At 62.1% G+C, this 15,896-nt stretch carries 14 protein-coding genes and 1 pseudogene; 11 read left to right on the plus strand and 4 right to left on the minus strand.

Annotation, left to right across the window (positions count from 1 at the left end; genetic code table 11):
• Positions 1-21: 21 nt before the first annotated feature.
• Positions 22-468 (minus strand): ribonuclease HI, encoded by a 447-nt coding sequence (gene rnhA, locus ACQ4OD_RS12305; RefSeq protein ID WP_023629443.1) that lies wholly within the window; start codon positions 466-468, stop codon positions 22-24.
• A gap of 13 nt (positions 469-481) precedes the next feature.
• The gene (locus ACQ4OD_RS12310; RefSeq protein WP_038706475.1) at positions 482-1,255 is read right to left on the minus strand and encodes a methyltransferase domain-containing protein; all 774 of its coding nucleotides are present in this window, start codon (positions 1,253-1,255) and stop codon (positions 482-484) included.
• Positions 1,256-1,339: 84 nt separating this feature from the next.
• On the opposite strand from ACQ4OD_RS12310, the gene gloB reads away from it, so the two are divergent.
• The 11 genes and pseudogenes from gloB to ACQ4OD_RS12365 form a co-directional block, all read left to right on the plus strand.
• Complete coding sequence (gene gloB / locus ACQ4OD_RS12315) at positions 1,340-2,119, plus strand: hydroxyacylglutathione hydrolase (RefSeq protein WP_198755303.1); 780 nt, start codon at positions 1,340-1,342, stop codon at positions 2,117-2,119.
• A gap of 100 nt (positions 2,120-2,219) precedes the next feature.
• A complete protein-coding gene (locus tag ACQ4OD_RS12320) occupies positions 2,220-3,650 on the plus strand; it encodes a lytic transglycosylase domain-containing protein (protein WP_102683694.1) in 1,431 nt (476 codons plus the stop codon).
• A gap of 178 nt (positions 3,651-3,828) precedes the next feature.
• Complete coding sequence (locus tag ACQ4OD_RS12325; protein ID WP_198755301.1) at positions 3,829-5,661, plus strand: extracellular solute-binding protein; 1,833 nt, start codon at positions 3,829-3,831, stop codon at positions 5,659-5,661.
• Complete coding sequence (locus ACQ4OD_RS12330) at positions 5,658-7,490, plus strand: extracellular solute-binding protein (protein ID WP_430944364.1); 1,833 nt, start codon at positions 5,658-5,660, stop codon at positions 7,488-7,490. The genes ACQ4OD_RS12325 and ACQ4OD_RS12330 overlap by 4 nt, the downstream gene beginning before the upstream one ends.
• 1 nt (position 7,491) lies before the next feature.
• On the plus strand, positions 7,492-8,565 hold the full coding sequence (locus ACQ4OD_RS12335; protein ID WP_430944365.1) for a microcin C ABC transporter permease YejB: 1,074 nt from the start codon (positions 7,492-7,494) through the stop codon (positions 8,563-8,565).
• A 1-nt stretch (position 8,566) separates the two neighbouring features.
• Complete coding sequence (locus tag ACQ4OD_RS12340) at positions 8,567-9,586, plus strand: ABC transporter permease (RefSeq protein ID WP_102683696.1); 1,020 nt, start codon at positions 8,567-8,569, stop codon at positions 9,584-9,586.
• Between the two features lies 1 nt (position 9,587).
• Positions 9,588-11,183 (plus strand): ABC transporter ATP-binding protein, encoded by a 1,596-nt coding sequence (locus tag ACQ4OD_RS12345; RefSeq protein WP_430944366.1) that lies wholly within the window; start codon positions 9,588-9,590, stop codon positions 11,181-11,183.
• Positions 11,184-11,255: 72 nt separating this feature from the next.
• Complete coding sequence (locus ACQ4OD_RS12350) at positions 11,256-12,170, plus strand: SH3 domain-containing protein (RefSeq protein WP_430944367.1); 915 nt, start codon at positions 11,256-11,258, stop codon at positions 12,168-12,170.
• Positions 12,171-12,635: 465 nt separating this feature from the next.
• A complete protein-coding gene (locus ACQ4OD_RS12355; RefSeq protein ID WP_430944368.1) occupies positions 12,636-12,881 on the plus strand; it encodes a hypothetical protein in 246 nt (81 codons plus the stop codon).
• Positions 12,882-13,035: 154 nt separating this feature from the next.
• The gene (locus ACQ4OD_RS12360; RefSeq protein ID WP_430944369.1) at positions 13,036-13,305 is read left to right on the plus strand and encodes a DUF3077 domain-containing protein; all 270 of its coding nucleotides are present in this window, start codon (positions 13,036-13,038) and stop codon (positions 13,303-13,305) included.
• Positions 13,306-13,400: 95 nt separating this feature from the next.
• Positions 13,401-13,841, plus strand: a pseudogene (locus ACQ4OD_RS12365) (GNAT family N-acetyltransferase); the annotation flags it as partial.
• Between the two features lie 356 nt (positions 13,842-14,197).
• Here the strand turns inward: ACQ4OD_RS12365 and ACQ4OD_RS12370 are convergent.
• Together ACQ4OD_RS12370 and ACQ4OD_RS12375 are read right to left on the minus strand one after the other, a co-directional pair.
• Positions 14,198-14,641, minus strand: coding sequence for a hypothetical protein (locus ACQ4OD_RS12370; RefSeq protein ID WP_430944370.1), 444 nt, complete (start codon positions 14,639-14,641; stop codon positions 14,198-14,200).
• Positions 14,642-14,683: 42 nt separating this feature from the next.
• Complete coding sequence (locus ACQ4OD_RS12375) at positions 14,684-15,847, minus strand: AAA family ATPase (protein ID WP_430944371.1); 1,164 nt, start codon at positions 15,845-15,847, stop codon at positions 14,684-14,686.
• Positions 15,848-15,896 lie beyond the last annotated feature (49 nt).

The following is a 15,896-nucleotide window of genomic DNA, read 5'->3' on the forward strand; positions in this document are numbered from 1 at the left end:
TGCACAGCAGCCCCAATCGGATCAACGCTGAGCGCGAACCTCATCAACCCCACGATTGGCCAGTTGGTCGGCCCGCTCGTTGCCCGGATGGCCGATATGCCCACGGACCCACTTCCAGGTCACCTTGTGCCGGTTGACCTGCTCATCGAGCTGCACCCACAGGTCGGCGTTCTTCACCGGCTCTTTCGCGGCGGTCTTCCAACCGCGCTTCTTCCAGTTGACCATCCACTCGTTGATGCCCTTCATGACGTATTGCGAGTCGGTGGTCAGCAGCACCTCGCACTCGCGCTTGAGCGCCTTGAGGCCCTCGATCGCCGCCATCAGCTCCATGCGGTTGTTGGTGGTCTCGCGCTCGCCGCCCCACAATTCCTTCTCGACGCCCTTGTAGACAATCAGCACACCCCAGCCGCCCGGGCCAGGGTTGCCCTTGCAGGCACCATCGGTGTAGATCTCGACGCTATCGCTCATGTACCACTCATGTTCAGTGCTTTTCGGATTCGGGATGGGTGGCGCTGCGGTTGACCTTGGCCAGCGGCAGCGGCAGCAGTTTGCCCATCGGCTCGCGGCGCTCCAGACGCAACGGCCGCAGGCCCACCACCATCTTGCGCGCCACCAGCAGGTAGACACCGCCGCCGGCAGTTTGCCAGCCCCCGGCCACGCGCTCCCAGCCAGCCAGGCGCTGTTGCCAGGCCGGCGAGGCAAGCGGCGGACGATAACACCCGAAGCGGCGTTTCTCCAGCGCGAAGCCCAGCAGGTTGAGCCAGTCGCCAACCCGCGACGGCGAGATGCAACGGGCCTTGCGCAAGGCCCCGTGGCTGAAGAAATGGCGCACGCCCCAACTGCTCCAGGGGTTGATCCCGATGATCAGCAGGTGCCCCCCCGGGCGCACGGAACTGGCGGCCTCACGCAGCAGCCCGTGGGGAGACAGGCTGAAGTCCAGGCCATGCTGCAGCACCACCACGTCGGCGGCGTGCTCCGACAGCGGCCAGGCCTGCTCTTCGCAGACGATCTCCACCCCCGGCAGCGGCGCGCCCAGGCGCACGTTGCGCTGCACCTGCGGGGCATTGGGCGGAGGTTCGGCGCAGGGGCCGTAGTGCACAAGGTAGCCACCGAAGAAGCGCCGCAGCTCTTCTTCGAGCAACTTTTCCTCCTCCTTGAGCATCAACTGCCCAAGAGGCCCATCGAACCAGTCGCGGGCCAGGCGGATCAGCTCGACCCAGTCGGGGTCGGCCTGGGCGAAGGCTTGGTCGGTCATTGCGTTCTCCCTCGAAGGTTCTCCGCTCGCGCCATCGCGGCTAAGATGCCCTCAATATCCAGGCTTGGCGATACGGATCCGCACATGATACAGATCGATGCCCTACCCGCTTTCAACGACAACTACATCTGGTTGTTACAGGATACTGCCAATCGCCGCTGCGCAGTGGTCGACCCCGGTGACGCCGGGCCGGTGCGCGCGTGGCTGGAGCAGCACCCGGACTGGGCATTGCAGGCAATCCTCGTCACCCACCACCACCATGACCACGTCGGCGGCGTCGAAGCGTTGAAACAGGCCACCGGCGCCCAGGTGTACGGCCCTGCCAGCGAAGCTATCCCGGGCCGCGATATCGCCCTGGAAGACGGCGCACGCATCGAGGTGCTGGGCCTGACCTTCGAGGTCCTGGCCATGCCCGGCCACACCCTGGGGCACATCGCCTATTACACTGCGCAATCGCCCACACCGCTACTGTTCAGTGGCGATACCCTGTTCGCCGCCGGCTGCGGCCGCTTGTTCGAAGGCACACCCGAGCAGATGCACCATTCGCTGCAACGCCTGGCCGCCCTGCCCGCCGCGACCGAAGTGTACTGCGCCCACGAATACACCCTGAGCAACCTGCGATTCGCCCGTGCCGTGGAACCCGACAATGAACACGTTCGCCAACGGTTCGAGGACGTTACCCGGTTACGCGCCGACAATCGCATCACCTTGCCCTCCAACATTGGCCTGGAGCGCCTGACCAACCCGTTTTTGCGCACCGCTGAAACATTCGTTAAACAAAAAGCAGACGAATGGAAGGGACATTCCAACCCCAGCCAAGCCACTGTTTTTGCTGCCTTGAGGTCTTGGAAGGACGTGTTCTGATAACCCCAAGATATATCGCATCATAGGCCCGATGGTTGACCCGGCGGGGAGCGGTTTCTAGAATCGCCCAACTTTTTCGCCCGGATAACCGTCCCAGCCGATGTCTTCCCGTAGCCGCAGAACCTCTCATTCGGTCGCCCTGACGCGACTGGCCCAGATCAGTGCACTGGCGCTGGCCGCCACCCTGGTCGGCTGCCAGAGCACCCGTCAGCTCGACGAAGCCGACAGCGTTCGCGCGCACAACTATCAGGCGCGGATCAAGCACAAACCGGCGCCGCTGGTGGTCAAGCCCAAGGAGCAGGCACCGCCGCAGGACGTCTGGGAGCGCATGCGCCAGGGCTTCGCCCTGCAGGACGGCATGGACGTCAACCCGCGCATCGAACAGCAGCGCCTGTGGTTCGCCAGCAACCCGTCGTTCCTCGAGAACGCCGGCGAGCGCGGCAGCCTCTACCTGCACTACATCGTCGAGCGCCTCGAAGAACGCGACATGCCGCTGGAACTGGCCCTGCTGCCGGCCATCGAGAGCGCCTACAACCCGATGGCCTACTCCCGGGCGCATGCCGCCGGCATGTGGCAGTTCATCCCGTCCACCGGGCGCCACTTCAACCTGCGCCAGACCAACTTCTACGATGGCCGTCGCGACGTCACCGCCTCGACCAACGCCGCGCTGGATTACCTGAACCGCCTGCATGACATGTTCAACGGCGACTGGCTGCTGGCCCTGGCGGCCTACAACGCCGGTGAAGGCACCGTCAGCCGCGCCATCGAGCGCAACGAGCGCCTGGGCCTGCCGACCGACTACTGGAACCTGCCGCTGCCGCAGGAAACCCGCGACTACGTGCCCAAGCTGCTGGCCCTGTCGCAGGTGGTCAACACCCCGGCCGCCTACGGGGTCAACCTGAACCCCATTGCCAACGAGCCGTACTTCGAAGCCGTCGCCATCAACGACCGCCTCGACCTGTCCCGCGTGGCCGCCTTCGCCGACATCGACGAAGACGAACTGATCCAGCTCAACCCTGCCTTCAAGAAGCGCATGACCGTGGACGGCCCACAACAACTGCTGGTGCCGACCGCCAAGGCGCAACTGCTCAGCGACCGCATGTCCAACCTCAAGCCCGAGGAACTGGTCAGCCTGCAACCGAACAAGGCCGTGTTCCAGGCCGCCCTGGCCGAGGCCAAGGCGCCTGCGGCGCGCAGCTACCGGGTCAAGCGTGGCGACAACCTGGGCAGCATCGCCAAGGCCAACCGGGTGTCGGTCAAGCAGCTGCAAAGCTGGAACCGCATCCGCGGCAACAGCCTCAAGGTCGGCCAGGTCCTGGCCCTGCGTGGCGGCAGCGCGCCGAGCGCGGCAGCCAACCGCGTGGCCGACTCCAAGCAACGCTCCACCCAGTACAAGGTGCGTAAGGGCGACTCGTACTACCTGGTGGCCAAGCGCTTCAACGTCGAGATGAAGCACCTCAAGCGCTGGAACCCACGTACCGGGCATGCGCTCAAGCCAGGCCAGACCCTGACCGTCTACCTCGCGCGCTGATACCTCGATAGCGGGGCCAGCCCCCCTCCCACGCCAGTCACGATCGGCGTGGGAGCGGGCTGGCCCCACGATGCTTTGAAGGCTGAAGCAAAGCCCCGCGCCCTACCCTTTTTCCATTCCAGACAAGCTGTTACTGTACCCCGAACCAAGCCCAACGCCCTCTGGATCGGATGCCGACTTGATACGTCCCCTCCTGCTGTCACTCAGCCTGGCCTTGAGCTTCCCCGCCGTCGCGATGGTGAGCGAAAGCCACGGATACGCGCAGTTCGGCACGCTCAAGTACCCGGCCAGCTTTACCCACTTTGACTGGGTCAACCCGCAAGCCCCCAAAGGCGGCACGTTGCGGGCCATGGCCTTCGGCACCTTCGACACGCTCAACCCTTACACCTTCAAGGGCTCGAGCCCGGTCACCACGCCCAACTTCCTGCAGTACGGCATCAACGAGCTGAACGAGCCGCTGATGGTCGGCACCGGCATGTACGACCCGTCCGGCGACGAACCCACCTCCAGCTACGGCCTGATCGCCCGCTCGGTCGAGTACAGCGAGGACCGCAGCTGGGTGGTGTTCAACCTGCGCCCCGAGGCGCGCTTCCACGATGGCGTGCCGATCACCGCGCAGGACGTGGCGTTTTCCTACCGCACGCTGCTTAAGGACGGCCACCCGATCTACCGCACCAACCTGCAGGAAGTGGCCCGGGTCGATATCCTCGGCCCGCTGCGCATCCGCTTCGTGTTCAAGCGCGCTGGCAACCCGCTGCTGATCCTGCGCCTGGGCGAGATGCCGGTGCTGCCCAAGCACTACTGGGCCAAGCGCGACTTCAAGGCCACCACCTTCGAACCACCACTGGGTAGCGGCCCGTACCGCATCACCGAGGTGCAGCCGGGCCGGCGCCTGGTGTTCGAACGGGTGAAGAACTACTGGGGCAAGGACCTGGCGGTTAACCGCGGCAAATACAACTTCAAGCGCGTCGAATACGAGTTCTACCGCGACGCCACCGTGGCCTTCGAAGCGTTCAAGGCCGGTGAATTCGACATCTACATCGAGCACCAGGCGAAGAACTGGGCCAACGGCTACAACTTCCCCGCCGTACGCCGTGGCGAGGTGATCAAGGCGCAGATTCCGCACAAGATCCCCACGCAAACCCAAGGCCTGTTCATGAACAGTCGCCGCGCCGCGTTCAGCGATCCACGGGTGCGCCAGGCGCTAGGCCTGATGCTCGACTTCGAGTGGACCAACCGCGCCCTGTTCAGCAGCGCCTACCGCCGCTCGACCAGCTATTACCCGAACAGCGACTTCACCGCCAGCGGCCTGCCCACCGGCAAGGAATGGCTGCTGCTCAAGCCATTCCGCGACCAGTTGCCGGACAAGCTGTTCACCGAGCCCTACCAGGTCAGCCACACCGACGGCAGCGGCATCAGCCGCCCCGCCCTGCGCCAGGCCCTGGCCCTGTTCGCCCAGGCCGGCTGGAAGCTCAACGGCCAGCGCCTGGTCGACAGCAAAGGCCAACCGTTCAGGCTGGAGCTGCTGCTGGTGAACCCCAACCTCGAACGCATCCTGCAACCTTATGTCGAAAATCTGGCCAGCATCGGCATCGATGCGCGCTTGCGCACCGTGGACCGCGCCCAGTACAAACAACGGCTCGACCAGTTCGATTTCGACATGATCCTGATGACCCTGAACCAGACCCTGAGCCCGGGCCTTGAACAGTGGCTGTATTTCCACTCAAGCCAGGCCGCCACCAAGGGCAGCAAGAACTATGCTGGCGTGAAGGACCCGGTGGTCGACCACCTGCTCGACACCTTGCTCGCCGCCCGCAGCCGCGATGACCAGATTGCCGCCGCGCGCGCCCTGGACCGCGTGCTCTCATGGCAGTACTACATGATCCCCAACTGGTACCTCGACAATCACCGCCTGGCCTACCGCAACCGGTTCGCCTTCGTCACCACGCCGCCCTACACCCTCGGGCTGAACAGCTGGTGGATCAAGAAGCCTTCGGAGAAAGCCAAATGACGCCGACCCTGCGCCGCCTGGCCGCCAGCCTGCTGCTGGCCTGCCTCACGCTCCCGGCCGTGGCCGCCCCGCAACACGCCCTGACCCTGTACGACGAGGCACCGAAATACCCGGCCAACTTCAAGCACTTCGAGTACGTCAACCCCGACGCACCGAAGGGCGGCACCTTCCGCCAGTCCAGCTTCGGCGGCTTCGACAGCCTCAACCCGTTCATCAACAAGGGCGTGCCCGCCGACAACGTCGGCGCCATCTACGACACCCTGATGCGCCAGAGCCTGGACGAGCCCTTCACCGAGTACGGCCTGGTGGCCGGCAACATCGAAAAGGCCCCCGACAACAGCTGGGTGCGCTTCTACCTGCGCCCCGAGGCACGCTTCCACGACGGCCACCCGATGCGCGCCGAGGACGTGGTATTCACCTTCAACGCCCTGATCAAGGACGGCGCGCCGCTGTACCGCCAGTACTACGCCGACGTCGCAGAAGTAGTCGCCGAAGCGCCGCTCACGGTGCTGTTCAAGTTCAAGCACAACAACAACCGCGAGCTGCCGCTGATCCTCGGCCAGCTGCCGGTGCTGCCCAAGCACTGGTACCAAGGCCGCGACTTCGACCGCGGCAACCTGGAGATCCCGCTCGGCAGCGGCCCGTACAAGGTCGCCGAGGTGAAGGCCGGCCGCTCGATCCGCTACGAGCGGGTCAAGGACTACTGGGCCAAGGACCTGCCGATCAACCGCGGCTTCTACAATTTCGATGTGATGACCTTCGACTCCTACCGCGACAACACCGTCGCCCTCGAAGCCCTCAAGGCCGGCCAGTTCGACTACGGCCTGGAGGTGAGCGCGAAGAACTGGGCCACCGCCTACGACGTGCCCGCCGTGCGCGACGGCCGGCTGATCAAGGAAGAGCTGCCCAACGGCAACCCCGTCGGCATGCAGGGCTTCATCTTCAACCTGCGCAAGCCGATGTTCCAGGACATCCGCGTGCGCCACGCCATCAGCCTGCTGCTGGACTTCGAGTGGACCAACAAGCAGCTGTTCAACGGCGCCTACACCCGCACCGGCAGCTACTTCGAGAACTCCGAAATGGCCGCCAGCGGCCTGCCCAGCCCCGCCGAGCTGAAGATCCTCGAGCCGCTGCGCGGCAAGGTGCCGGACGAGGTGTTCAACGGCGCCTTCCACAACCCGGTCACCGACGGCAGCGGCATGATCCGCGACCAGCAGCGCCAGGCCTACAAGCTGCTGCAGGAGGCCGGCTGGAAGGTCGTCGACGACAAGATGGTCGATAAAGACGGCAAGCCCATGACCATCGAGTTCCTGCTGGCCCAGACCCAGTTCGAGCGCGTGCTGCTGCCGTTCAAGCGCAACCTCGCGGACCTTGGCATCAACCTCGAGATCCGCCGCGTGGACGTTTCGCAGTACATCACCCGCCTGCGCTCGCGTGACTACGACATGATCGTCGGCGGCTTCGCGCAATCCAACTCGCCCGGCAACGAGCAACGCGAATACTGGAACAGCGCCGCCGCCGACAACCCCGGCAGCCGCAACTTCATCGGCCTGCGCGACCCTGGCATCGACCAGCTGGTGGAGCAGTTGATCAACGCCGACTCCCGGCAGAGCCTTATCGAACACTGCCGCGCCCTGGACCGCGTGCTGCAATGGGGTTACTACGTGATCCCCAACTGGCACATCAAGACCTGGCGCGTGGCCTACTGGAACCATATCGGCCACCCCGCCGTATCACCCAAGTACGACATCGGTATCGACACCTGGTGGATCAAACCCGACGTCACGCCCGCGGTAAGCGAAGCCACCGTTCCGGATGAGGCCAACTGACATGCTGGCTTATATCCTGCGGCGCCTGCTGCTGATCATCCCCACCCTGTTCGGCATCCTCATCATCAACTTCATCATCGTCCAGGCCGCCCCCGGCGGCCCGGTGGAACAGATGATCGCCAAGCTCGAAGGCTTCGACGGCGCCACCAGCCGCATCGCCGGCGGCGGCGCCGAAGTCTCGGTGGCCGGCTCCAACTACCGTGGCGCGCAAGGCCTGGACCCGGCGCTGATCGCCGAGATCGAGCGCATGTACGGCTTCGACAAATCCGCGCCCGAGCGGCTGTGGATCATGGTCAAGAACTACGCCCAGCTGGATTTTGGCAACAGCTTCTTCCGCGACGCCAAGGTCATCGACCTGATCGCCGAGAAGATGCCCGTGTCCATCTCGCTGGGGCTATGGAGCACACTGATCATGTACATGGTGTCGATCCCGCTGGGGATTGCCAAGGCGGTGCGCCACGGTAGCCACTTCGACGTGTGGACCAGCTCGGCGATCATCGTCGGCTACGCCATCCCGGCGTTCCTGTTCGCCATCCTGCTGATCGTGCTATTCGCCGGCGGCAGCTACTTCGACTGGTTCCCGTTGCGCGGGCTGACCTCCAACAACTTCGACGAGCTCAGCACCACCGGCAAGGTGCTCGACTACTTCTGGCACCTGGTGCTGCCCATCACCGCCCTGGTGATCGGCAACTTCGCCACCATGACCCTGTTGACCAAGAACAGCTTCCTCGACGAGATCAACAAGCAGTACGTGGTCACCGCCAAGGCCAAGGGCCTGAGCCGCACCCGCGTGCTCTACGGCCATGTGTTCCGCAACGCCATGCTGCTGGTGATCGCCGGCTTCCCCTCGGCGTTCATCGGCATCTTCTTCACAGGGTCCCTGCTGATCGAGGTGATATTCAGCCTCGACGGCCTGGGCCTGATGAGTTTCGAAGCGGCGATCAACCGCGACTACCCGGTGGTGTTCGGCACCTTGTTCATCTTCACCCTGCTCGGTCTGGTGGTGAAGCTGATCGGCGACCTCACCTACACCCTGGTCGATCCACGCATCGACTTCGCCAGCCGGGAGCACTGACATGGCCCTCTCCCCTCTAAACCGCCGGCGCTTCGAGCGCTTCAAGGCCAACCGCCGCGGCTGGTGGTCGCTGTGGATCTTCCTGGTGCTGTTCGTGCTCAGCCTGGGCGCCGAGTTCATCGCCAACGACAAGCCCATCGCCGTGCGCTACGACGGCGAATGGTACTTCCCGGCCTTCAAGCGCTACCCGGAAACCACCTTCGGCGGCGAGTTCCCGCTGGAGGCCAACTACAAGAGCCCGTATATCCGCGAGTTGCTGGCCAAGAAAGACGCCTTCGTGCTGTGGGCGCCGATCCCCTACAGCTACCAGAGCATCAACTACGACCTGAAAGTGCCCGCCCCCGCGCCGCCCTCCACCGACAACCTGCTGGGCACCGACGACCAGGGCCGCGATGTGCTGGCCCGGGTGATCTACGGCTTCCGCATCTCGGTGCTGTTCGCCCTGACGCTGACCATCGCCAGCTCGATCATCGGCGTGATCGCCGGCGCCCTGCAGGGCTTCTATGGCGGTTGGGTGGACCTCGCCGGCCAGCGCTTTTTGGAGATCTGGTCCGGCCTGCCGGTACTGTACCTGCTGATCATCCTTGCCAGTTTCGTGCAGCCCAACTTCTGGTGGTTGCTGGGCATCATGCTGCTGTTCTCGTGGATGAGCCTGGTGGACGTGGTGCGCGCCGAGTTCCTGCGCGGGCGCAACCTGGAATACGTGCGCGCCGCCCGCGCCCTGGGCATGCGCAACGGCGCGATCATGTACCGGCATATCCTGCCCAACGCGATGATCTCGACCATGACCTTCATGCCGTTCATCCTCACTGGCGCCATCGGCACCCTCACCGCCCTGGACTTCCTCGGCTTCGGCCTGCCCGCCGGCTCCCCCTCGCTGGGCGAACTGGTGGCCCAGGGCAAGTCCAACCTGCAAGCCCCGTGGCTGGGCATCAGCGCCTTCGCCGTGCTGGCGGTGATGCTGAGCCTGCTGGTATTCATCGGCGAATCCGCCCGCGACGCCTTCGACCCGAGGAAATGACATGAGCCAAGACACCCTGATCGAAGTCCGCGACCTGGCGGTGGAGTTCGTCACTGGCGAGCAGGTCAACCGCGTGGTCGACGGCATCAGCTTCGACATCCGCAAGGGCGAGACCCTGGCCCTGGTCGGCGAAAGCGGCTCGGGCAAGTCGGTGACCGCGCATTCGATCCTGCGCCTGCTGCCCTACCCGCTGGCGCGGCATCCTTCTGGCACCATCCATTACCAAGGCAAGGACCTGCTGCACCTGGGCGAGAAACCCATGCAGCGCATTCGCGGCAACCGCATTGCGATGATCTTCCAGGAGCCGATGACCTCGCTGAACCCGCTGCACAGCATCGAGAAGCAGATCAACGAGATCCTCTTGCTGCACAAGGGCCTCACCGGCAAGGCCGCCACGGCGCGCACCCTGGAGCTGCTGGAACTGGTCGGCATTCCCGAGCCGCAGAAGCGCCTGAAAGCCCTGCCCCACGAGCTGTCCGGTGGCCAGCGCCAACGGGTGATGATCGCCATGGCCCTGGCCAACGAACCCGAACTGCTGATCGCCGACGAGCCCACCACGGCGCTCGACGTGACCGTGCAGTTGAAGATCCTCGACCTGCTCAAGTCGTTGCAGGCGCGCCTCGGCATGGCCCTGCTGCTGATCAGCCACGACCTCAACCTGGTACGCCGCATCGCCCACCGCGTGTGCGTGATGCAGTGCGGCAAGATCGTCGAGCAGGCCGACTGCGCCACGCTGTTCAACAAACCGCAGCATCCGTATACGCAGATGCTGATCAATGCCGAGCCCAGCGGCGCACCGGCTGCGAATGCCGAAGGCGCGCCGTTGCTTGAGGTGAAGGACCTGAAGGTGTGGTTCCCGATCAAGAAGGGGCTGCTGCGCCGCACCGTGGACCATGTGAAGGCCGTGGACGGGGTGAACTTCAGCCTGCCTCAGGGGCAGACGCTGGGCATCGTTGGCGAGAGTGGTTCGGGCAAGTCCACCTTGGGGCTGGCCATCTTGCGGTTGATATCCAGCCAGGGCGGGATTCGCTTTCATGGGCAGAATCTGGAAGGGCTGAACCAGAAGGAAGTGCGGCCGCTGCGGCGGGAAATGCAGGTGGTGTTTCAGGACCCCTTTGGCAGCCTGAGCCCACGCATGTGCGTGGCGGATATCGTTGGCGAAGGGTTACGGATTCACAAGATCGGCACGCCGGCCGAGCAGGAAGCGGCGATTATCGCGGCGTTGGAGGAAGTGGGGCTGGATCCGCGGACACGGCATCGGTATCCCCATGAGTTTTCCGGCGGGCAGCGGCAGCGGATTGCTATTGCTCGGGCGCTCGTGTTGAAGCCGGCGTTGATTTTGCTGGATGAGCCGACCTCGGCGCTGGATCGGACGGTGCAGCGGCAGGTGGTTGAGCTTTTGCGGAATTTGCAGGTTAAGTACAACCTGACTTATCTGTTTATCAGTCATGACCTGGCGGTGGTCAAGGCGTTGAGTCATCAGTTGATGGTGATCAAGCATGGGCAGGTGGTGGAACAGGGGGATGCGGGGGCTATATTTCATGAGCCGCGACATGGGTATACGAGGCAGTTGTTGGAGGCGGCGTTTTTAGAGTAAAAGCAGAATATACCCTACAGTCCCTACTGGCTTTGGGCGATAAAGAGGCACCCACTCTTAACCGAGACTAAAATGACAGAGAACGAAGGACCAGACACATCATGGATAAGAAAAGCCTTCAACATGGACTTCGTAGGTCCCGAACGTCCACGTCCAGCGCTCCCAATTGACACAAGGGCACCTCTACGCAAAGTAATGGAATCTATCCCACTTAGCCAACTTGGCGCAACGCTCCAAGCGATGTCGCTTGACGATGAACAGTGGAAAAAACTCGCATCGAGCAAGCTAATGAAGAGTGCAACCACCAAATGGCGCGACCTCATTGACGGCACCAAGTACATCTTTTTTCACCCTGAGGTATTCAACCCGTGGAAAGATCTCACATACCTATATAAAACCTTCGACGACTTCAAAGGCTCAACCCACTTCAGATTCCTAACATCCACATTACAGCTCAACGAGATCCTAACCGAATACAATGCCTCAAACCGCAAAAAACTAGAGTCCATATTCTTAAATCTAGACAGCTCGACACCCAACAAGAAACTAAAGAAGAAAATACTTAACGCTCTTAAAGACGAAGCAATTAGCGAAAGCTCCAAGCCTTTCCTTGCGGTATTGCTATACGCCATTCTCAGCACGATTGGCCACATCGCTGACATAGACACATTTATAGGTATAATTTGCAAGCAGCTATCTAGAGGGGAGACAAATGCAACTGGATCAACTATTTGTAAAATTCAAGCCAGCACCAGCACAACGAATAGCAACCCAAGTGAAATATGGATAATAAAAAAGGAAAACATAAATCTAAGAAATGGCCCAGGAACAAAATACAAAACCATTACCAAACTCAGCACGCCTAACAGGATCACAATTCTAGAATCGAAAATCGATAGTGATTGGATTCGAATAGAAACACACATAGACGGCCTTCCATTCGAAGGTTGGATCTACAAAAAATTTGCAGCAAAAATTTCCCTTTAGACATATCAAAACAGCACCAGATTCTTCGGCGCATAGCCACAACCCAACCAAAACCTCTAGTAAATCAAGGCGCCTTACCCGTCTAGCTCAAACAACAGAAACCGATGAATCCTGCCAACTTACTTTCACCCTGAGGCAGAAGGACCGCTTCCGACTCGCCTCTTTAAAATCAGATTTAACCTCTTCCTTGTAGTCCATTTCCCAAATATCCTGCCACCGTCTTTTTTCCGTTGCGGTCTCCCTATTGGGGCTCTAGTCTCGGCCTATCGTTGCACATCAACGATACAGCTTTGACAGGCTGTGACGGCAAATTGCACGCAGCTCAACCTTTATGGCAGCTGTACGTGCGGGCACGCTTGCGTGCGCCGGAACTTTGCAATTTCCGCCGGTCTGTCAACCCACGTACAGCTGCCACCCTACTGTTTGACAGCAGGCAGGTGGCGGCACCGCCAAAGGGAAATTGTTATGTTAAAGATCGTCCCCGACCCACCCCACAACCACCACTCCCTCGAAGACACCATCATCCAGGCCACGGAGTACGCCCTCTGCGCGCAGACCGTGGCGCATCAGGCTGTTCTGCTGCATCCCAAGTCGCCCGTGTCGATTCTGGTCCTGGCCGCGATGCATGAAATGGAGGCGCTGCGGGTGCTGCTCGAATCAGCGTTGAATCAGGTGCAGATGCCGCAGGTGGAGCCTCGCACACTGCACTAGGCCGTTAGCCAGGGGTTGCCTGGGCTGGCCTCATCGCCGGCAAGCCGGCTCCCACAGGGGATCGGCGTGGCTGCGCGGCAGATGCTGTGTAGCTGATAGCGGATCTAACTGCGAGAGCTCGCCCAGGCACCGATCATTTCAGGGAGATTGAGCAATGAGCACAGACGACACCACGCCCCACACCACCGTGGGCAAGACCCGGTTCTACCAGGGTGAAAAGCATACCGACCCGCTGTTCTGCATCGAACCCGGCATCCCTTGCCAGCACGCACGGGAACAGGCTTCGGAGTTGATGGGCTGCGTGTGCGACCTGACCATCACCGGGATCATGGAGGAAAAACCTCAGCTGATCTGGGCATCGTATTACCTGAGCGCGCTGGCCAAGGCGCTGATGGATGATGCGGAGCTTGGGATGAAGCACTGAGATCACAGGTGCACAGGGCCGCTTTGCGGCCCTTTCGTAATACAAGGCCGCTCGAAACGGGTTAGGCTTTGGGGACATCAGTTCGGGATACGTCCATGGAATGTCATATCCGCCGCGCACAGCGCGATGATGCACAAGCCATCAGCCGCATCGTGATCGCGGCACTGCGCGAATCCAACTCGCAGGACTACCCGGCAGAGGTCATCGCCCAGGTAGAACAGAGTTTTTCACCTACGGCGGTCAGTGCCTTGCTCGATAGCCGGGTGGTGTTCGTGGCGGTCAAGCAGAACGATCTGCTGGGGACGGCAAGTCTCGAGGGTGAGGTCGTCAGGACAGTGTTTGTCGCACCGATCCATCATGGGACAGGTATTGGCAAACAATTGATGAAGGCCATCCACACAGCGGCGATCAGGGCTGGCGTCACAGCATTGCGCGTTCCTTCATCCATCACAGCCCAAGGCTTCTACGCGCGGCTGGGGTATCAGAAACTTCGTGATGAATTCCATGGTGCAGAACGCACCATCGTCATGGAAAAGTCCACGCTGACCATTTCGGAAGCGGCGCAAGCGCTAAACGTTTCTTGCAAGTATCTGGCGAAGCAGCTGGATGAGGGGGCAATCCCTCATACCTGCGCCGACGGTGAACGAGGTATCGCGTTCGCCGACCTGATTGCCTACAAGGTTAGGCACGACAAAATCAGCCGTGCCGCGATGGATGAACTGGCAGATCAAGCTCAGGCTTTGAAAATGGGTTACGACAGCGAGACCTGACATTGGCATCGTCAAGCGTTTCCCGTAAGTGGGTGCCTCCACGCACTGTTACCCAAACAGCAAGCCGATGAGCTTCGCACTCATTGATTTCAACCAGGCACTGACCGAGCACAAACGGCTGATCAAGGGCTGCATCGGTAGCGCGGGCTAAACCTGGCGCTGTGCAGCAACAGCAAGGCAAAGGCTGCACTGCCGATCAAAGGCCACCCCAGTAACAGCAACGACTCCGGCAACCAGGCGAGGATCGCCAGATTCGCCACCGTGCCGCATGCCAGCCCCGCCCAGGCAGAGCGGGCCCACGCTGGTGGGCGCGTGCTTTGCAGGAAGTGCCGATAAAGCCGCAGCCCTGTATATACGCCCCACAAGCCCATCGCCGTTACGATGACCAACCCCATACGGGTCAGTTGGTAATCCCAAGGGTCATCGAAGCCGTTGTAGATCATCCCTGGGAACAAGACCACGGCGAACAGGCCCCAGTATCCCGTAACCAACAACACGGGAAGTACCACGCACAAGCCCAGCAGCCGTACAGCCAGTTTTTTGAATATCGAAGGGGTATCACTCACACCAACATCCTTGTCATTTGAGCATCGCCGACCGCAGCCGACTCAGCGCTTGCCCAACATCGCCTGGCGCTCCCGCCAGATCTCCTGCACGAACGGATCCGTCACCCCATACAACCCATGCCCGCGACGGATGATCAGATTGGCCGCCAGCAGGTCGTTGGCCACGGGCTGCACTTCCTCCACCCGCACTTCACGCCCGACGACCTTCGAGTACTGCGCCGCCGCCTCGGCGGAGAACACCCCGCGTGTCTCGCCGTCCACCGAGGCGATGCGGGCGAAGATGGCCTGGGCCAGCACGCCCAGCTCCTCGACCTTCATCAGCTCCAGGTCCGCCGCCGCCGAACGCAGCGTGGCGGCGATCACCGGCAGCACCACATCCGCTCCAGAAGTCAGGCTGGGCGAATGAATCAACTGGCGCAGGGCGCGGATGAACTCTTCGGGGCGGCTGCCCAGCGTCTGGAACGCCTCGGTCGCCACCGCCAGCGAAGGCAGGTTGTCGAGGCCATCGGCTGCGAGCCGTTCAAGCCAGAACGCCACATAGTCCTCGCCCAGTACCGGATAGGCCACGTTGGTGGCGCCGGCGAAGGCCTGGTTACGCCGGGCGGTCAGCTCGTTGACCATCGCCCGGTGCGAGCCGGTGCCGATGAACAGGAAATGCCCAGCCGGGGCTGGGCGTGGGTTGATGGCGTCACGCGCGGCCTTCAGCGCCAGCATCATCTGCTGCCCGTCTTCGGTGGTGATGGCGTGCTGCACTTCGTCGACGATCAACACCACATTGGCCTTGGCCTGGTCGACCACCTCGCCCAGGGCCTGGGCCAAGGTCACGCCGCCCGCCTCGCCCAGGGTGTCGAGGTTGAAGCCGAACTTGAACCCGGCCAGCTCCACCTCGGCGCCGCGCAGGGCCCTGAGCCGCTGCATGAACGACGACGCCGGCATCTGCAGCTCGCGCAGGGCCTTGCGCACGGCGGCGAGCACCAGATGCACCGGGCTGGTCTGGGTGTCGCTCCACAGGTCGACGTAGATCACCAGCGCGCCCTTGGCCTCCAGCGCCGGGATCAGATCGTTCCTGAGGAAGGTGGTCTTGCCGGTGCGCCGCAGGCCAGACAGGAACAATCCGGAACGCAGGCCGATATCCAGCGCGGACGGCTCGAGCAGTTGCCGGGCCATGTCGGCCGCCAGTTCAGGTCGCAGGAAGATGTCAGCCATGGGTTTATCCGCAATTATTCCATGGCAATAATTATTGGCCTGGAATAAT

The sequence above is a fragment of the Pseudomonas sp. WC1 genome (genome assembly GCF_050586565.1).
In the GTDB taxonomy this organism is placed as follows: domain Bacteria; phylum Pseudomonadota; class Gammaproteobacteria; order Pseudomonadales; family Pseudomonadaceae; genus Aquipseudomonas.

Coding starts and splice junctions, on each gene's coding strand:
- rnhA (WP_023629443.1), bottom strand. CDS start 468: ATGAGCGATAGCGTCGAGATCTACACCGATGGTGCCTGCAAGGGCAAC.
- ACQ4OD_RS12310 (WP_038706475.1), bottom strand. CDS start 1,255: ATGACCGACCAAGCCTTCGCCCAGGCCGACCCCGACTGGGTCGAGCTG.
- gloB (WP_198755303.1), top strand. CDS start 1,340: ATGATACAGATCGATGCCCTACCCGCTTTCAACGACAACTACATCTGG.
- ACQ4OD_RS12320 (WP_102683694.1), top strand. CDS start 2,220: ATGTCTTCCCGTAGCCGCAGAACCTCTCATTCGGTCGCCCTGACGCGA.
- ACQ4OD_RS12330 (WP_430944364.1), top strand. CDS start 5,658: ATGACGCCGACCCTGCGCCGCCTGGCCGCCAGCCTGCTGCTGGCCTGC.
- ACQ4OD_RS12335 (WP_430944365.1), top strand. CDS start 7,492: ATGCTGGCTTATATCCTGCGGCGCCTGCTGCTGATCATCCCCACCCTG.
- ACQ4OD_RS12340 (WP_102683696.1), top strand. CDS start 8,567: ATGGCCCTCTCCCCTCTAAACCGCCGGCGCTTCGAGCGCTTCAAGGCC.
- ACQ4OD_RS12345 (WP_430944366.1), top strand. CDS start 9,588: ATGAGCCAAGACACCCTGATCGAAGTCCGCGACCTGGCGGTGGAGTTC.
- ACQ4OD_RS12350 (WP_430944367.1), top strand. CDS start 11,256: ATGACAGAGAACGAAGGACCAGACACATCATGGATAAGAAAAGCCTTC.
- ACQ4OD_RS12355 (WP_430944368.1), top strand. CDS start 12,636: ATGTTAAAGATCGTCCCCGACCCACCCCACAACCACCACTCCCTCGAA.
- ACQ4OD_RS12360 (WP_430944369.1), top strand. CDS start 13,036: ATGAGCACAGACGACACCACGCCCCACACCACCGTGGGCAAGACCCGG.
- ACQ4OD_RS12375 (WP_430944371.1), bottom strand. CDS start 15,847: ATGGCTGACATCTTCCTGCGACCTGAACTGGCGGCCGACATGGCCCGG.